The sequence below is a fragment of the Pseudoalteromonas sp. SG44-8 genome, from assembly GCF_014164125.1.
Lineage (GTDB): Bacteria > Pseudomonadota > Gammaproteobacteria > Enterobacterales > Alteromonadaceae > Pseudoalteromonas > Pseudoalteromonas rhizosphaerae.
The window spans coordinates 16585-33455 of the sequence record NZ_JACJEQ010000025.1 but is presented as its reverse complement, the minus strand read 5'-3'; the positions used below and the strand labels follow the sequence as shown (position 1 = coordinate 33455).

The window sequence follows — 16871 nt, the reverse complement described above, 5'->3', positions numbered from 1 at the left end:
GCTTATCTCCCGTCGTTAAAGCGATCAGCACCAAAGCGGTCTGAACTTGAGTTCACAGTGCTATTGCGCGATGTATTAACTTTATTGCGTAAGTCGTTAATATCACTTGAGCTAGGTAATGCAACACGGGTTGCGTTCCCTTGCTTATCCATGATTTTATCAAGCGGTAAATACATCATATTATTGCCGCCCTTAACATCAACTAACACTTTTGAACTGTTACCTAGCACTTCTTCCATGGCATCAATATATAAACGCTCACGGGTTACACGCTTAGCAGCCTGATATTCAGGTAATAGCTTTTCAAAACGCGCGACTTCACCTTGTGCTTCTAAAATAATGCGCTCGCCGTAACCTTCAGCTTCTTGCGTCATACGGGTAACTTGACCACGAGCACGTGGCTCAATTTCACGCGCGTATGCTTCAGCTTCACGAATAAAACGTTGTTCATCTTCTTGTGCGGCAATGGCATCATCAAACGCGTCTTTAACTTCAGCCGGTGGGCGTGAGTCTTTAAAGTTAACGTCAGTTACGATCAAGCCTAAGTTATACGGTTCGATGATTTTATTCAGTTCATCCCAGGTATTTTGACGCACAACCTCACGGCCATTTGTTAATACTTGGTCCATTTTTGAATGACCAACAACATAACGCAGTGCACTCTCTAGCGCTTCTTCTAAGCTAGAATCAGCATTAGTTACACTAAATTTGTATAGGAAAGGGTCAATTACACGGTATTGCACCTGAAACTCAACGCTTACCACGTTTTCATCTTCAGTGAGCATAAAACCAGACGTCGATAATGAGCGAACGGCTTCAATATCTACCGGAATTACCGTTTCAATAAACGTCATTTTCCAACGCAGACCTGGATCTGCAATGCGGTCAAATTGACCAAAATGTAAAACGATGCCGCGCTCTGCTTCTTTCACGGTATAAATACCGCTCAATGCCCATACAATTGCAGCAATGATCAGTACAAATGAAAGACCAGCTCCACCAAGTCCGCCGCCGCCATTGCCGGATTTATTACCGCCAAATAAGCCACCAAACTTGCTGCTGAATTTACGAAACACCTCGTCTAAGTCAGGTGGGCCTTGATCACGTCCGCCTTTTTTGTTCCACGGATCTTTGTCATTGCCATTATTACCCGGTTCATTCCAGGCCATAGCTATACTCCATTGTTATCTAAATAATTTAGGTAATTACGTTAAATCTAACAAAAATACCGCAGTTCTCATACTAAAAATGACATTGTGCAGTAGTTTTTTCGAATTACGAAATAAAAGCGTCGATTTCAGGACCAAACTCTTTTCTTAAACGATTCCATTCTACCATAGGCAGTCGAGTAGCAAGTAACCAATGACCCTGTTCATCAAAGTCTTCTTGATGCACGGCATTTAAATTGAACAACGCAGCACGTAAACGACCATATTGCGGAGCTAATTTAAGCGTATGAACAAACATTTTCTTTGCTAACAGCTCGCTGATAGCTTCAGACAATAGTTCACACCCTGCGCCACTGTGTGCCGACAACCATACTCTAATAGGCATGCCTTCATCGTCACGGTCAATACGTGGTTCAATATCTTCAAGCGCATCAATTTTGTTGTAAACCAACAATTGCGGCACTTCATCAGCTTCTATTTCTTTAAGAACCGATTGTACCTGTTCAATATTCTCTTTACGACGATGATCCGCAACATCGACCACATGAAGTTGTAAATCAGCTTCACGAGTTTCGGTTAGCGTCGCTTTAAATGCGGCAACTAAGTCATGGGGTAAATGGCGAATAAAGCCAACGGTATCGGCTAAAATTATCGAACCAACATCTTCTATTTCGAGTTTGCGTAAAGTTGGATCAAGCGTCGCGAACAGTTGATCAGCAGCATACACATTAGAGTTAGTAATGCGATTAAATAGCGTCGACTTACCCGCATTGGTATACCCTACCAACGACACCGTAGGAATTTCATTGCGGTTACGAGCACGTCTACCTTGCTCACGCTGCACTGCCACTTTCTCTAAACGCGCGCGAATACTTTGAATACGAACTCGCAATAAACGTCGATCTGTTTCTAGCTGAGTTTCACCAGGCCCGCGCAAACCGATCCCGCCTTTTTGGCGTTCAAGATGCGTCCAGCCTCGGATCAAACGCGTCGACATATGACGCAATTGTGCTAGCTCAACCTGCAACTTACCTTCATGGGTACGTGCACGTTGCGCAAAAATATCAAGAATAAGCGTCGTTCTATCAAGCACACGACATTGGCAAACGCGTTCTAAATTGCGTTCCTGTGACGGTCTGAGTTGATGATTAAAAATGACGACATCTGCGTTGTGGATTTTGACAATCTCAGCGATTTCTTCAGCCTTTCCGGTACCGACGAATAGTTTCGGATGTGGTGCTTGACGGCTGCCTTGCACAACCGCCAAACTGCTAACACCAGCAGAAGATACCAACATTTCCAATTCATGAAGATCTTCACGATCCCCTTCTTTTGGAAAGTCGATATGAACTAAGACTGCCTGTTCGCCGGCTTCATAACGGTCAAACAAACATTATGCTCCTAATTTAAAAATTTCCAGCTTCAGGCTCTTCACCGTCTTCGCTTCCTTGAATACCTTGGAAGTTAACAGCACGAGCAGGAACTACGGTAGAAATCGCATGTTTATACACCATTTGATTCACGGTGTTTTCTAGTAAAATAACAAATTGATCAAATGACTGGATCTTACCTTGTAGTTTGATGCCATTAACCAAAAAGATTGATACTGGAATACGCTCACGACGTAGCGCATTCAAAAATGGGTCTTGTAACGATTGGCCTTTTGCCATGTTATTTTCCTTCGTTCTAGGTGTTATTATAATTAAGTGGCTGAACTCATTTAACAAAGCTAAAAAATTTCAACTACTACTAGCTTAGCGAACTTACAACACGTTGCAAGTTTTCTTCATCACCCGTTGTTAACCACGTTACATCGGGCCAACCTCTTAACCACGTCAATTGACGCTTAGCAAGCTGTCGTGTTGCTGCAATACCGCGAAAGACCATTTCATCGTAATCAATCTCGCCAGCAATGTAATCCCACATTTGTCTATAACCCACGCAACGAATGGAAGGTAAGTTAGGGTGTAAATCCTTACGTTGATATAGGGATGAAACTTCATTTTCAAACCCCTGCTCAAGCATTATTTTAAACCTTTGTTCAATTCGCTGGTGTAAATCGGCGCGATCATCAGGCGCAATAGCAAATTGATGAAAAGTATACGGTAAACTCGGCTGCTTACTTTTTTGTAATTCAGTCATTGTTTTACCCGTTAATCGGTAAACTTCAAGGGCGCGGTTAATGCGTTGCGAGTCATTCTCGCTCATTTTTTGTGCCGCTTGCGGATCAATTATCTCAAGCTCTTTATAAAGTGCCGGCCAGCCATGTTGCTTAGCTTGTTGCTCAAGCTCTGCTCGTACTACCGGGCATGCTTCAGGTAATGGCGATAATCCATCAATTAATGCTTTAAAGTACATCATTGTACCACCAACTAATACAGGCACTTTACCTTGTTGGTGAAATTGGTCAATCTTTTCAATTGCATCACGACGAAAATCAGCTACTGAGTAACTTTCGCTAGGGTCGATTAGATCAATTAAATGGTGTGGCGCAAGCGCTAACTCATGTTGATCTGGTTTTGCCGTACCTATGTTCATATCTTTATACACTAAGGCTGAATCGACGCTGATTATTTCAGTTTTTAAATGTTGGCATAAGGCGATTGCTAATGCAGTTTTGCCTGCAGCGGTTGGGCCCATTAAAAAAATGACCGGTAAATTACTCAACTCGATAACCTTAATCTAACTGTGCTAAAAAATAACTTAAATCTATTTTAACTGCTTTTGCAGATAAACGCTGGATTGTTTGCGGATTATTTTGCATTCGCGTAACCGCCAAGGCAAAAGCTTGGCTGGCAAAAAAGCGCTCGGGCACTTGGCTAAGCTGCCAGTTTAGCCATTGCTCCACACTATTAAGCTCAGCCTTAGTGGCTTTTAATAGCGCATCTACGGCTTGGCTCACATCAAGCAGATACAAACTCTGTGGCAACTTTTTAACCATCACAAATTGCTTTTCAATCAATAACTCAAAGCCCAGCAAGGTAAACCATGATTGTTGCTGTGTTAAGCTTTGGCTATCTTCTTTACTGATATTAACTCGCACAGGCAATAGTAAGGCTTTTCCTTCTAAGCTGCCTTGCTCAGCAATAAGCTCAAGCCAATCATTGACTAATAAATATTTAAAGTGTGAGCAATATAATTGCTGTTGCAGGCTAAATACACAACCGCCATCACTTTGTACCAGCAACGGCTGCGCACTTTGCGTCTGTAACAATGGTGCTACTTCTTGAGTAACGCCAATAGGTTGATCAAAATGGCTGGCGTGTTGCTCATTGACCCCTTGATAAAACGCACTCACATCTTGATGATTTGTCCGGCTCGCTTGCTTACTTCGCTCGCTTGAACCTGTATATCCACCACCACTAGGTGCTAAATTAGCACCGTAGCGAGCTTGCTCCGCTGGTTGTAAGTGCGACTTAGGATAATCAAACAAACTGTCTGCTGTATTGCTGGAGTGAGCGGGTGTTGCTGTGTGTGCTGCTTTAGCATCGCTGTGTTGCGAATCAACATGCTGATTAACACCAGCAAACTCATCTTGAAGCGGCACCACGACTTGTTTAATTGCCTGCAGAATAAAATCATGCACTAAGCGACCTTGATGAAAACGCACTTCGTGTTTCGCAGGATGCACGTTTACATCCACTTGACGCGGATCAATGTCGATATAAATAACAAAGCCCGGTAGCTCTTCTTGGCCTGCGACTTCTTCGAACGCTTGGCGAATGGCATGAGAAATAAGCTTATCGCGCATCATACGATTATTTACATAGGTATATTGCGTAGTATTACTCGAGCCAACTGGTAGCACCCAACCATGTAGCTGCAAGCCTGTATCGCCTGACTCAATATATAACCCCTGCTCAGCAAAGGCTTTACCTGCAACCTGAGCGACCCGAGCAATAGCCTGTGCAGGGTCGGTTTTAGCACGATATTGACGCACTACTTTATCGTTATGGGTGAGGGTAATTGACACATCAAAACGGCTCAGGGCAATACGCTTTATTAACTCATCAATGTGAGTGAATTCGGTTTTTTCGGTGCGTAAAAATTTACGTCTAGCGGGCGTATTAAAAAATAAGTCTTTAACTTCAATGGTGGTGCCGTCAGGGTGAGCAGTGGGTTTAATCTGCACCGCCATATCTCGCCCCTGCGCAAATGCTTGCCAAGCCGCCTCTTGCTGTTTGGTTTTTGAGCTAAGTGTCAAACGCGATACCGAACTAATGGACGCCAATGCTTCGCCGCGAAAGCCCAAAGAACAAATATTTTCTAAATCATCAAGGGACTTTAATTTACTAGTAGCATGACGAGAAAGCGCCAACGTGAGCTCGTCTTTATCAATGCCTGAGCCGTTATCACGAATGCGAATAAGCTTATGACCGCCGCGCTCAATATCAATTTGAATACGTGTTGCGCCTGCATCTAGGCTATTTTCAACGAGTTCTTTGACCACAGATGCGGGTCTCTCAACCACTTCGCCCGCAGCAATTTGGTTAGCTAATCGCGCGGGTAATATTTCAATGCTCATACTGATCCTAACGATTTTAACTTTGCGGAATGTCTAACTCTTGACCAATAAACAAGGTATTAGATTTTAATTGATTGACTTGTTTAAGCTTACCTACAGATACCCCATAGCGACTAGCTAACAAACTTAACGACTCACCAGGGCGAACTTTATGTTTAGTAGGATATTGCGATTTTAACGACGCAAACAGCGAATCATCCGGAGGATTTTTAAGATAATAACTTTTGATAGAAGTAAATATTGCTTTCGCTAAGCGCTCTTGGTGATTAGCACTTTTTAATAGTTTTTCTTCTCGCGGGTTTGAAATAAACCCAGTTTCGACCAAAATAGATGGAATATCTGGTGACTTTAATACCGCTAGGCTAGCCGCTTGCGGCTCTTTTTTATGTAACTTAGCGACCTTTTTAAGCTCATGAACCATGCCTTCAGCAACGCTGAAACCGGTTTTCATCGAATGATCCATCGACATATCCAACAGCGCCTGCGCCAAGTACTTTTCACTGGCCGTGTCTTTAATCACTCCAGCAGCACCACCGAGTAGCTCTGAATGTTTTTCTTTATCTTCTATCCATTTACCAATTTCTGAATTAGCACGACGAAGTGATAACACCCAAACAGAGGCGCCATTTGGTTGCGGGCTAGTAAATGCATCCGCATGAATTGAAACTAAAAAGTCAGCCTTTTTCTGCCTTGCACGGCTAGTGCGAGTATTAAGTTTGACAAAGTAATCTCCACTTCGCACCATTCGCGAAATCATCCCGCGTTCAGCATCAATCATCCGCTCTAAGCGTTTGGCAATTTGTAGTGTGATATCTTTTTCATAAGTACCAGAGGGGCCAATTGACCCAGGGTCTTCGCCGCCATGGCCTGCATCAATAGCAATAATAATATCGCGTTGTTGATTAAGCTCACGCTTTTTAACCGCAGTATTACTCGTTGCAGCTACTGGCTCTGCTTGATTTTTGTCATATAAGTCGACCACTAAACGATTTTTATAAGGTCCCGTTGGCGCCAGTGCAAAAATCACCGGTTTAACGGCCCCTGTAAGCTCAAAAACAAATCGTACCCCCTGGCTACTTTTCGCTTTCGAGTAACGTAGTTTACTGACGATTTGATGCTTACTGGGAATAGTTGGTAGGTCTTTTATTTTATCTGTATTTTCTAAATCGACCACTAAGCGCAGTGGATTTTTTAGCATAAAATAACTGAAGTCGGGCTTATCCGTTAAGTCGAATACTACCCGCGTACTATCTGGCGATGGCCACACCCGTACACTATTGATAGTATTTTGTGCATAGAGATTAGCACTGATTGCTAACAGCAAAAAAGCACCCATCCACTTTATGACAACTCGACTCATCGGTATCTTCACACCCTTGTTATTTGTTGTTATTCACTATGGTTTTTGAGTTTATCCACGATACTGTGACCACGCGGGCTAATGCTTTGGATCTCAATTGCTCGTGCATCGCCGACATAACGTAAAGTAATATCTAAGTCTGGTGTTGGGATAAACTCGCCGCCTTTTTCAGGCCATTCCACCACACAAATAGCTGTTGGCGAAAAATAATCTCGAATACCCATGTATTCTAATTCTTCTGGATCGCCTAAACGATATAAATCAAAATGATAAACATTGGCCGTTGCCAACTCATAAGGCTCCACCAGCGTATAAGTTGGACTCTTAACTTTACCTTGATGACCAAAGCCTTGGATCACACCACGTGTTAAAGTGGTTTTACCTGCTCCCAAATCACCGTGTAAGTAAATAACTGCACCTTGCTCCATTAGCATAGCAAGTTGATTGCCCATTTTAACCGTTGCAGCTTCATCAGCGAGTTGAAAACCAACACAGTGCGTCATTCTAACCTCATGGATAGTATTAAAAACGATAACTTGTTAATCATACCAGATTATTTTACTAAGGCGAGAATCGACACTTATAGACACAAAAAAACCGGCAAAGTTGCCGGTTTTTTTTGTAATTAGGACTATAGACCTAATTTTTTCTCAAGATAGTGGATATTAGTACCACCATTTTGGAAGTTTTCATCCGCTAAGATGCGCTTATGTAATGACGTATTAGTTTTAATACCGTCAATCACAAGCTCATTCAATGCGTTACGTGCACGGGCAATTGCTACATTACGGTTTTCACCGTAAGTAATTAATTTACCGATCATTGAATCATAGTGTGGTGGCACTGTGTAGTCAGCATAAATATGGCTGTCCCAACGAATACCTAAACCACCTGCTGGGTGGAAACGCGTAATTTTACCCGGTGACGGGATAAACGTTTCAGGATCTTCAGCATTAATACGACACTCAATTGCATGACCACGAATAACGACATCGTCTTGCGTGAATGATAGTGGTTGGCCCGCTGCAATTTTTAACTGCTCTTTGATCAAATCAACACCGGTAACCATTTCTGTCACTGGATGCTCAACCTGAATACGAGTGTTCATTTCAATGAAATAGAACTCACCATTTTCGTATAAGAACTCAAATGTACCCGCACCACGATAACCGATTTCGATACATGCACGCGTACAACGCTCACCGATAAACTTACGCACTTCAGCAGTAATACCTGGTGCTGGCGCTTCTTCGACTACTTTTTGATGACGACGTTGCATAGAACAATCACGTTCACCTAAGTGAACAGCATTACCTTGCCCGTCAGCCAATACTTGAACTTCGATATGACGTGGGTTTTCAAGGAATTTTTCCATGTAAACCATGCTATTACCAAAGAACTGTTTTGCTTCTTGTTGCGTTAAAGCGATTGAGTCAATTAACTCAGCTTCACTGCGAACAACCCGCATACCACGACCACCACCGCCACCAGCGGCTTTGATGATCACTGGGTAACCGATACGTTTAGCGATTTGCATGTTGCGGTCTTTATCATCCGATACCGGACCATCTGAACCTGGTACACATGGTACGCCAGCTTTACGCATTGCTTCGATTGCAGATACTTTATCGCCCATTAGACGAATCGTGTCGCCGCGCGGACCAATAAACACAAAACCACTTTGTTCAACTTGATCAGCAAAATCAGCGTTTTCTGCAAGGAAACCATAACCCGGGTGGATAGCAACTGCATCGGTTACTTCAGCTGCCGCAATAATGCGCGGAATGTCTAAGTAACTTTCAGTGGCAGAAGGTCTACCAATACATATTGTTTCATCTGCAAGCAATACATGCTTAAGATCGCGATCCGCCGTTGAATGCACAGCAACCGTTTTGATCCCAAGCTCTTTGCAGGCGCGCAATATACGAAGTGCAATTTCACCTCGGTTTGCAATGACTACTTTATCTAACATTAGAGTTGGCCTTTTAGGTTGCGCTATTATTCAATGATGAATAAAGGTTGATCAAATTCTACTGGCTCGCCATTTTCAACTAAAATCGCTTTCACGGTGCCCGCTTTATCTGACTCAATTTGGTTCATCATTTTCATCGCTTCGATGATACAAAGCGTATCACCTACTTTAACTTGTGAACCCACTTCTACATATGAAGGCGCTTCAGGAGAAGCTGCTGTATAGAAAGAACCAACCATTGGCGATAATACTTGATGGCCAGTAGGACCGGCAGGTGCTGCCGCTTCTGCGCTTGCAACAGGTGCAGCTGCAGGGGCTGGAGCTGGTGCTGGTGCGTACTGTGGTGCATAATGCGGAGCGTAAGCAGGACCTGCACTCATATTATTACGATTGATACGTACTGATTCTTCACCTTCGGTGATTTCTAATTCAGCAATACCTGATTCTTCTACTAGTTCAATTAGTTTTTTGATCTTGCGAATATCCATGAACGACCCGCCTGTTAGTTTGTTAGTTTAAAATTAATTCGAGTTTTGCAACCGATTGACCGCAGCTTCAAGTGCTGCGCGATAACCCATTGCGCCTAATCCACATATCACGCCCTGCGCCACATCAGAAAAATATGAATGATGACGAAACGCTTCCCGCGTGTGCACATTAGTTAAGTGCACTTCAAAAAACGGGATATCAACAGCCAGTAACGCATCACGTAAAGCCACGCTTGTATGCGTAAATGCCGCTGGGTTGATAATAATGTAATCAATGACCTGCCATGCACTATGTATGTGCTCAATTAAAGCTTGCTCACTATTACTTTGAAAATGCGTTAGCTCAACATCTAGACCATGCGCAAACTCAGTTAGTTCGCTCATAATCTCACTCAGTGTTTGTAAACCGTATTTTTCTGGTTCACGCTTACCCAGCATGTTTAAGTTAGGGCCATTTATAACTAAAAGTTTAAATTTTGCAGCCATAATACGCGATAATCCTATAAATAATGAGTTAAGCCATTTTGATTAGAAATTCCCGCAAAATGTAGAGGGGAAAAACTAAAATAGCAAGTATTTCTCACGTTAACCACCTATTATAGCCAGTTCGATGTAAATAGCAGCAAAATACTGGTCTAATCACTAGTAGCCACCACAAAAACAAAAACGCCACTCATATAAAGTGGCGTTTAAAATAGCGGTGCGAAAAACGTTTATTTAGCGCTATTTCTCACTTTAGCTAAATGCTCAGCAAAGTCCTTGGCATTTAAAAAGCCCGTCACACGCTGTGCTGCAAGCTCTTCACCTTGTGTATCAAAAAACAAAATACTGGGTAAACCAAATACCGAAAACTCTTCCATTACAGCAATTGTTTTATCATCACTTTCGGTCAAATCAATTTTTAACAACTCAAAGTTTGCAAACTCACCTTGTACTTTAGCGTCAGGAAAAGTGTATTTCTCGAACTCTTTACACGCAACACACCAATCTGCATATAAATCGACCATCACTAAACGACCACCACTGTTTGCATCATTTATTGCTTGTTTGAGCTCAGCTAAATCAGCAACTAATTTAAAGCCGCGCTCTTGTTGCTCGCCATTTGCGGCACTAACAACTTGCGCTGTGGGCCATATATAGTTTTTAGTTAAGCTCACACCGCTAACAACTAATAACGTTGCAACAAACCACAATGCAGTTTTTAACTTACCTTGTGTTTGAGCGCTCTGCCAATGATGTAAATACAAGGCCGTTGCTAATGCTAATAAGCCCGCCATAAGTAATATGATGTCTGCATCGACAATACGTTCAAGCAAGATCAATGGCACTACCAGCATGATAAAACCAAACAGGGTTTTAACTTGTTCCATCCAGCCGCCTGCTTTTGGCAATAATTTACCGCCGGAGGTGCCTAATAACAGCAGCGGAATACCCATCCCTAAACTCAGCACATACAAAGTTAAGCCGCCAACTAAATAATCGCCGCTTTGCGCAACAAACAATAGCGCAGCTGATAACGGTGCAGTGGTACAAGGTGACGCAATTAAGCCCGATAAAACCCCCATTAAAAACACGCCAATGTAGTTGCCGCCTTTTTGATTATTACTTACTTGTGTGAGCTTATTCATCATGCCGCTAGGGAGCTTTATTTCGTACCAACCAAACATCGACATAGCGAGTAAAACGAATAATAAACTGAAACTAATCAATACATATGGGTGCTGCAAATAACCTTGCACTTGACCACCAAGTGATGCAACCACAAGGCCCAGCGCCGCATACGTAACGGCCATACCCTGCACATAAACAAAAGAAAGCGCAAAAGCTTTTTTAGTGGAAAGATTTTTTTGTCCTGCAATTAGGCTCGACAAAATAGGAAACATCGGAAATACACATGGCGTAAATGCCAAGCCAATACCGACCAAAAAGAAAATCGCTAAGTTCGCTAACAAACCTTGCGAGGCCAGTTTTTCAGTAAAGTTTAATTCTTTTTCTAAGTCATCTTCTTGCGTTACAACATCTTCTGTAGCAGCCGCTGATTCAGCGCTAAGCGCAGCTAATGCATTGCCTGCTGTTGCATTATCAGTTGCAGGGGTTTCACCGGCAATCATACTCAATGGAATGGTGATGATCTCTGGCGGGTAACATAGCCCTGCTTCAGCACAGCCTTGATAACGTACTTTAATTACGCCATCTTCAGCTATATTACTTAGCTTGCTGATCACACTCAGTGAATCAAAAAACACTGCTGTTTTGCCAAAAAACTCATCTTCAATGATCACGCCTTTACCAAGATCGGGCACTTCAATATCAGCACCTTTACCAATGATTTCTAGCTTCTTTTTATATAGGTAATATCCCGGCGCAATATCCCAACCAATAAAAAGTGTGCTGCCCTGCTGATCAAAATCAAATGAAAATGCCTGATCAACAGGTAAAAATGTTTGCTCTTTGGGCTGCAGCAAATCACTTAATAAATTATTAGTTGCAGCCTGTGCTGGCATTAACGACAGCGCACAAAGCAATAAAAGAAAACAACGCATTAATTAAGTACCTCATCCATCCAATTAAAATAGGCTAAATTGCCAGTGGCCACATCAATAACCTGTATTTCAGGAATTTCATAACTATGTAATTGCTTGATAGTTTGAATCAATTCATTCATTTTTTCTGACTTCGTTTTAATTAATAATTTACACTCGGTTGCATAAGCAACCTCTCCTTGCCACATATAAACAGATTCCACATTTGGAAGAATGTTCACACACGCAGCTAATTTAAGCTTAACTAATTGCTCAGCTATGGAGCGTGCCTCACTTACATCTGCGCAAGTGGTAAAAATAAGTCGAAAATGAGTCGTCATATTGAACCTTTGATTGATTGCTCTGCCCAATGCCATAGTAGCTGATAGCTAAGGCAAAGTGTAGTTAACCTAAACTGCGGATAATAAATCGCTTAATCAGAGTTCAGGCTATTTAGCCAACACTGCTTTACCACTAGCCTTGAAAAAAGACCTGATAACCCATATTTATATTTCATCAACTCAACTGAGTGATCACTATTTAGAGAGCCTTATGTTTAGATTTTTGTTTTTATTATTTATTCTCGTGCCAATTATTGAAATTGCGTTGTTAATTCAAGTAGCTGATGTAATTGGTGGATTCGCCACTATTGCACTGGTTATTGTAACCGCAATATTCGGCGCAAAATTAGTTAGAACACAAGGTATGGGCGCACTGCAAAATGTGCAAACACAAATGGCGCAAGGGCAAATGCCAGCCAAAGAATTATTTACCGGTTTATGTGTGATTATTGCTGGCATATTATTGCTAACTCCAGGCATTATGACCGACGTATTCGGTTTTTTATTATTGACCCCGGCCATTCGCAATAAACTAGCTGCAGGCCTTGCTAGTCAAGCAACTGTGCGTATGAGTGCAGGCATGCAACAAGGTCCAACAGCATTTAATCAGCACACCCATTCAGAGCCAGAACCTCGCAAAATGAGCGAGCCGACCACTATTGATGGTGAGTACGAGAGAAAAGATTAAAAATTTTAATTTTTATCACTTGGGTTTTGAAGCAATACCCCCATTACTGAGTACAACTAAATCAATTGCCTTGAACCACAGGGTTTAATGCAAACTGGTACATATAAAGCTTTTTTCTGTCCTGTTCAGAAACTGTTAGGAGAACTAAATAAAATGAACATTCGTCCTTTACATGATCGCGTGATCGTTGAGCGCCTAGAAGAAGAAACCAAATCTGCTGGCGGTATTGTATTAACTGGTTCTGCGGCTGAGAAATCAACCCGCGGTAAAGTTGTTGCAGTGGGTAATGGCCGTACTCTAGATAACGGTGATGTGAGAGCATTAGAAGTTAAAGTCGGTGACACTGTGTTATTCGGCTCATATGTTGAAAAAGCTGAAAAGATCGAAGGTCAAGAGTACCTGATCATGCGTGAAGACAATATTTTAGGCATTGTAGGCTAAAGCTACTTTTCGTTTAACAAACATTCAGAATTCAAAGGAAATTAATCATGGCAGCAAAAGAAGTACTTTTTGCAGGTGACGCACGCGCTAAAATGCTAGCTGGCGTAAACATCTTAGCAAACGCAGTTCGTGTAACTTTAGGTCCTAAAGGCCGTAACGTAATCCTAGACAAATCATTTGGCTCTCCAGTGATCACTAAAGATGGTGTATCAGTGGCAAAAGAAATCGAACTTGAAGACAAGTTTGAAAATATGGGCGCACAAATGGTTAAAGAAGTTGCATCTAAAGCAAACGATGCAGCCGGTGACGGTACAACTACTGCAACAGTATTAGCACAGTCAATTGTAAACGAAGGCTTAAAAGCGGTTGCTGCGGGCATGAACCCAATGGACCTTAAGCGCGGTATTGATAAAGCAATCATCGCAGCTGTTGCTGAGCTAAAAGAACTTTCTGTACCATGTGCCGATGCAAAAGCAATCGCTCAAGTGGGTACTATTTCAGCTAACTCTGATAAAGAAATTGGCGACATCATTGCAGAAGCAATGGAAAAAGTAGGCCGTAATTCAGGTGTAATCACTGTTGAAGAAGGTCAATCACTTGAAAACGAACTAGATGTTGTTGAAGGCATGCAGTTTGACCGTGGTTACTTATCTCCATACTTCATCAACAACGCAGAAAAAGGCGCTGTTGAATTAGATAACCCATTTATTCTACTTGTAGATAAAAAAATCTCTAATATTCGTGAGTTGCTACCTACATTAGAAGCCGTTGCTAAAGCAAGCAAACCATTACTTATCATTGCTGAAGACCTTGAAGGCGAAGCACTAGCTACTCTAGTTGTTAACAACATGCGCGGTATCGTTAAAGTATCAGCAGTTAAAGCACCTGGTTTTGGCGACCGTCGTAAAGCAATGCTACAAGATATCGCAGTATTAACTGGCGGTACGGTTATCTCTGAAGAAATCGGCCTGGAACTTGAAAAAGCAACAGTTGAAGATTTAGGTACTGCAAAGCGCGTAGTTATCACTAAAGATGATACAACTATCATCGATGGTGCAGGCGAAGAAGCTGGCATCAACGGTCGCGTTGCGCAAATCAAAGCACAAATCGAAGAAGCAACATCAGACTACGATAAAGAGAAACTACAAGAGCGCATGGCTAAACTTGCCGGCGGTGTTGCGGTAATCAAAGTAGGTGCTGCTACTGAAATCGAAATGAAAGAGAAAAAAGACCGCGTTGAAGATGCACTTCATGCAACTCGCGCTGCGGTTGAAGAAGGCGTAGTGCCTGGTGGTGGTGTTGCACTAGTACGTGCAGCAAGCAAACTTGTTGATTTAGTTGGTGACAACGAAGATCAAAGCCACGGTATCAAAGTAGCACTACGTGCTATGGAAGCACCACTTCGTCAAATCGTTACCAACGCAGGTGACGAAGCGTCTGTTGTTATTAACGCAGTTAAAGGCGGCACGGGTAACTTCGGTTACAACGCAGCAACTGGCGAATACAACGACATGATTGAAATGGGTATCCTAGATCCAACAAAAGTAACGCGCTCTGCACTACAATTTGCAGGCTCGATTGCTGGCCTTATGATCACCACTGAAGCAATGGTAGCTGAAATCCCAAAGGATGAAGCTGGCGGCGCTGATATGGGAGGCATGGGCGGCATGGGTGGTATGGGCGGCATGATGTAATTCATCTCCTAACCATCTAGCTAAAATAAAAACCCAGCTTCGGCTGGGTTTTTAGCTTTAAGAGCAACGATAAAGTAGCAAATAAAATGACTCCAGCGTATTGCAGTGCTTTTTAACTGTATGCCAAAACCATACTCAGAGTTAATTTTATTTATAAGCCATAATTAAGGATATTAAGATGAATAAAAAGCCTGAACTGATCATCTCGTCACTCGATGCTGATAGATTGTATGATTTAATGGAATCATTACCAGCAGGAAGCTTTGCTGGTGAAAAAGAACTTGAAGCTGAACTCGGCCGTGCAACAATCGTTGAGCCAAAAGATGTGCCTTCGACAGTGGTTACTATGAACTCAACGGTAAACTTTATCGTTGAATCGACCCAAGAAGAATTCACTAAGACCTTAGTGTATCCAAAAAATGCTGATGCAAGTGCTGATAAAATATCAATTTTAGCACCAGTAGGTAGCGCCCTACTTGGTCTATCGCAAGGCGATGAAATTGAATGGCCAAAACCAAGTGGCGGTCTCATAAAAGTAAAAATAAAAGCAATCACTTATCAGCCAGAACGAGCCGGTGAGTTACATCGCTAATATTTATGTTATTAAAAACCCAGTGAAAGCTGGGTTTTGTTTTTAAAGATAATAAGTTTAAAACCTAGCGCCAGCCACACGTAAGTCCAGATTTATCGGGAAAAGCTTTCTGGCTGAAGTCAGACCTACTGATAAATCTAGCACCGCACTTAACGTACCAGCCTTTTGTCCTCGGGTTATATTTTCTTATATGCTAAAAAGCATCTTTAAGCACTGCATTATTTCAAGGTAGGACAATGACAAACATAAAACAGCATATAGGTAGCATGGCATTAGTTGTAGGGAATTATGATGATGCGATTGCATTTTACACTCAAAAACTGGGGTTTGATTTAATCGAAGATACTGATCAGGGTAATGGCAAACGCTGGGTATTAGTATCACCACCTAACTCTAATGGCACTAATTTATTACTCGCACAAGCAAGTACTCAACAGCAGTTAGAGGCTGTGGGCAACCAAACTGGGGGCCGAGTGTTTTTATTTTTACATACCAATGACTTTTGGCGAGATTATGAATTAATGCAAAAAAATGGCGTTAACTTTAATGAACAGCCCCGCGTAGAAGAATACGGCACCGTTGTGGTATTTGAAGATTTGTATGGTAATAAATGGGACTTACTACAATTAAATTAAAAGCAGTCTGTGAGAGGTCACTAATCGCGATAAATCACAACCTACTGGCGCTTAATATGGAACCTCTGGTTGACTTGATATTGTTCAATTAACCCTCATTAACTAACTATTAGTAACCATATTAAAAACAAATGGATTTATTAAACAAAGTTAGCATTGAAACATTATTAGTTCACCTTGGTGTAGTGACGTTATTGTTACTGGTGATATTGTGGTCAATGGTAAAAATAGTTGTGTGGGGTAAAACCATGTCACGAGGGGCTTTTTTATTTTTGTCGTTCTTTCCGCTTATTTCGTTATTCCCTATTCCACCCCCGCAATTTGAGAATGTACAAAAAGCCAAACAAGAGCAGCGTAAACGCAAAGAAGACTCCGGCGATCCACCAGAAGAGGACGAAGGTGAAGCATCGCGCTGACATTCTCAGCTCACGATGCTTGAAAAAC

General features: G+C 42.0%; 18 protein-coding genes. 6 read left to right on the top strand and 12 right to left on the bottom strand.

Annotation, left to right across the window (positions count from 1 at the left end; all coding sequences use genetic code 11):
• Positions 1-2: 2 nt before the first annotated feature.
• The 12 genes from hflK to cutA all read right to left on the bottom strand — a co-directional run bounded on the left by hflK (position 3) and on the right by cutA (position 12377).
• Positions 3-1169 (bottom strand): FtsH protease activity modulator HflK, encoded by a 1167-nt coding sequence (gene hflK, locus H5163_RS16420; protein WP_145238104.1) that lies wholly within the window; start codon positions 1167-1169, stop codon positions 3-5.
• A gap of 106 nt (positions 1170-1275) precedes the next feature.
• The gene (gene hflX / locus H5163_RS16415) at positions 1276-2559 is read right to left on the bottom strand and encodes a ribosome rescue GTPase HflX (protein ID WP_149980498.1); all 1284 of its coding nucleotides are present in this window, start codon (positions 2557-2559) and stop codon (positions 1276-1278) included.
• A gap of 16 nt (positions 2560-2575) precedes the next feature.
• On the bottom strand, positions 2576-2839 hold the full coding sequence (hfq, locus tag H5163_RS16410) for an RNA chaperone Hfq (RefSeq protein ID WP_064668197.1): 264 nt from the start codon (positions 2837-2839) through the stop codon (positions 2576-2578).
• 79 nt (positions 2840-2918) lie between these two features.
• A complete protein-coding gene (gene miaA, locus H5163_RS16405; RefSeq protein ID WP_149980497.1) occupies positions 2919-3836 on the bottom strand; it encodes a tRNA (adenosine(37)-N6)-dimethylallyltransferase MiaA in 918 nt (305 codons plus the stop codon).
• A gap of 10 nt (positions 3837-3846) precedes the next feature.
• Positions 3847-5694 carry a DNA mismatch repair endonuclease MutL gene (gene mutL, locus H5163_RS16400; RefSeq protein WP_182735550.1) on the bottom strand — a complete coding sequence of 616 codons (1848 nt, stop codon included), beginning with the start codon at positions 5692-5694 and terminating at the stop codon, positions 3847-3849.
• Positions 5695-5710: 16 nt separating this feature from the next.
• Positions 5711-7054: an N-acetylmuramoyl-L-alanine amidase gene (locus H5163_RS16395; protein WP_145238092.1), complete on the bottom strand. Its 1344-nt coding sequence runs from the start codon at positions 7052-7054 to the stop codon at positions 5711-5713.
• A gap of 29 nt (positions 7055-7083) precedes the next feature.
• Positions 7084-7557: a tRNA (adenosine(37)-N6)-threonylcarbamoyltransferase complex ATPase subunit type 1 TsaE gene (gene tsaE / locus H5163_RS16390; protein WP_145238089.1), complete on the bottom strand. Its 474-nt coding sequence runs from the start codon at positions 7555-7557 to the stop codon at positions 7084-7086.
• A 128-nt stretch (positions 7558-7685) separates the two neighbouring features.
• Positions 7686-9026, bottom strand: coding sequence for an acetyl-CoA carboxylase biotin carboxylase subunit (gene accC / locus H5163_RS16385; protein ID WP_145238085.1), 1341 nt, complete (start codon positions 9024-9026; stop codon positions 7686-7688).
• Between the two features lie 26 nt (positions 9027-9052).
• Entirely contained in the window at positions 9053-9514 is a 462-nt protein-coding gene (gene accB, locus H5163_RS16380; RefSeq protein WP_182735549.1) for an acetyl-CoA carboxylase biotin carboxyl carrier protein, read from the bottom strand.
• A 33-nt stretch (positions 9515-9547) separates the two neighbouring features.
• A complete protein-coding gene (gene aroQ, locus H5163_RS16375; RefSeq protein WP_145238079.1) occupies positions 9548-10000 on the bottom strand; it encodes a type II 3-dehydroquinate dehydratase in 453 nt (150 codons plus the stop codon).
• A 227-nt stretch (positions 10001-10227) separates the two neighbouring features.
• Positions 10228-12057: a protein-disulfide reductase DsbD gene (locus H5163_RS16370; protein ID WP_182735548.1), complete on the bottom strand. Its 1830-nt coding sequence runs from the start codon at positions 12055-12057 to the stop codon at positions 10228-10230.
• Positions 12057-12377 carry a divalent-cation tolerance protein CutA gene (gene cutA, locus H5163_RS16365; protein WP_182732161.1) on the bottom strand — a complete coding sequence of 107 codons (321 nt, stop codon included), beginning with the start codon at positions 12375-12377 and terminating at the stop codon, positions 12057-12059. The genes H5163_RS16370 and cutA overlap by 1 nt, the downstream gene beginning before the upstream one ends.
• A 211-nt stretch (positions 12378-12588) precedes the next feature.
• On the opposite strand from cutA, the gene H5163_RS16360 reads away from it, so the two are divergent.
• The 6 genes from H5163_RS16360 to H5163_RS16335 all read left to right on the top strand — a co-directional run bounded on the left by H5163_RS16360 (position 12589) and on the right by H5163_RS16335 (position 16843).
• Positions 12589-13065: an FxsA family protein gene (locus H5163_RS16360; protein ID WP_182735547.1), complete on the top strand. Its 477-nt coding sequence runs from the start codon at positions 12589-12591 to the stop codon at positions 13063-13065.
• Positions 13066-13218: 153 nt separating this feature from the next.
• Entirely contained in the window at positions 13219-13506 is a 288-nt protein-coding gene (locus tag H5163_RS16355; RefSeq protein WP_054204533.1) for a co-chaperone GroES, read from the top strand.
• A gap of 47 nt (positions 13507-13553) precedes the next feature.
• Positions 13554-15200, top strand: coding sequence for a chaperonin GroEL (gene groL / locus H5163_RS16350; protein ID WP_145238063.1), 1647 nt, complete (start codon positions 13554-13556; stop codon positions 15198-15200).
• 178 nt (positions 15201-15378) lie between these two features.
• Complete coding sequence (gene rnk / locus H5163_RS16345) at positions 15379-15792, top strand: nucleoside diphosphate kinase regulator (protein ID WP_145238060.1); 414 nt, start codon at positions 15379-15381, stop codon at positions 15790-15792.
• A gap of 236 nt (positions 15793-16028) precedes the next feature.
• Positions 16029-16427 carry a VOC family protein gene (locus tag H5163_RS16340; RefSeq protein WP_149980488.1) on the top strand — a complete coding sequence of 133 codons (399 nt, stop codon included), beginning with the start codon at positions 16029-16031 and terminating at the stop codon, positions 16425-16427.
• 131 nt (positions 16428-16558) lie between these two features.
• Positions 16559-16843, top strand: coding sequence for a hypothetical protein (locus H5163_RS16335; RefSeq protein ID WP_149980487.1), 285 nt, complete (start codon positions 16559-16561; stop codon positions 16841-16843).
• Positions 16844-16871: the final 28 nt, after the last annotated feature.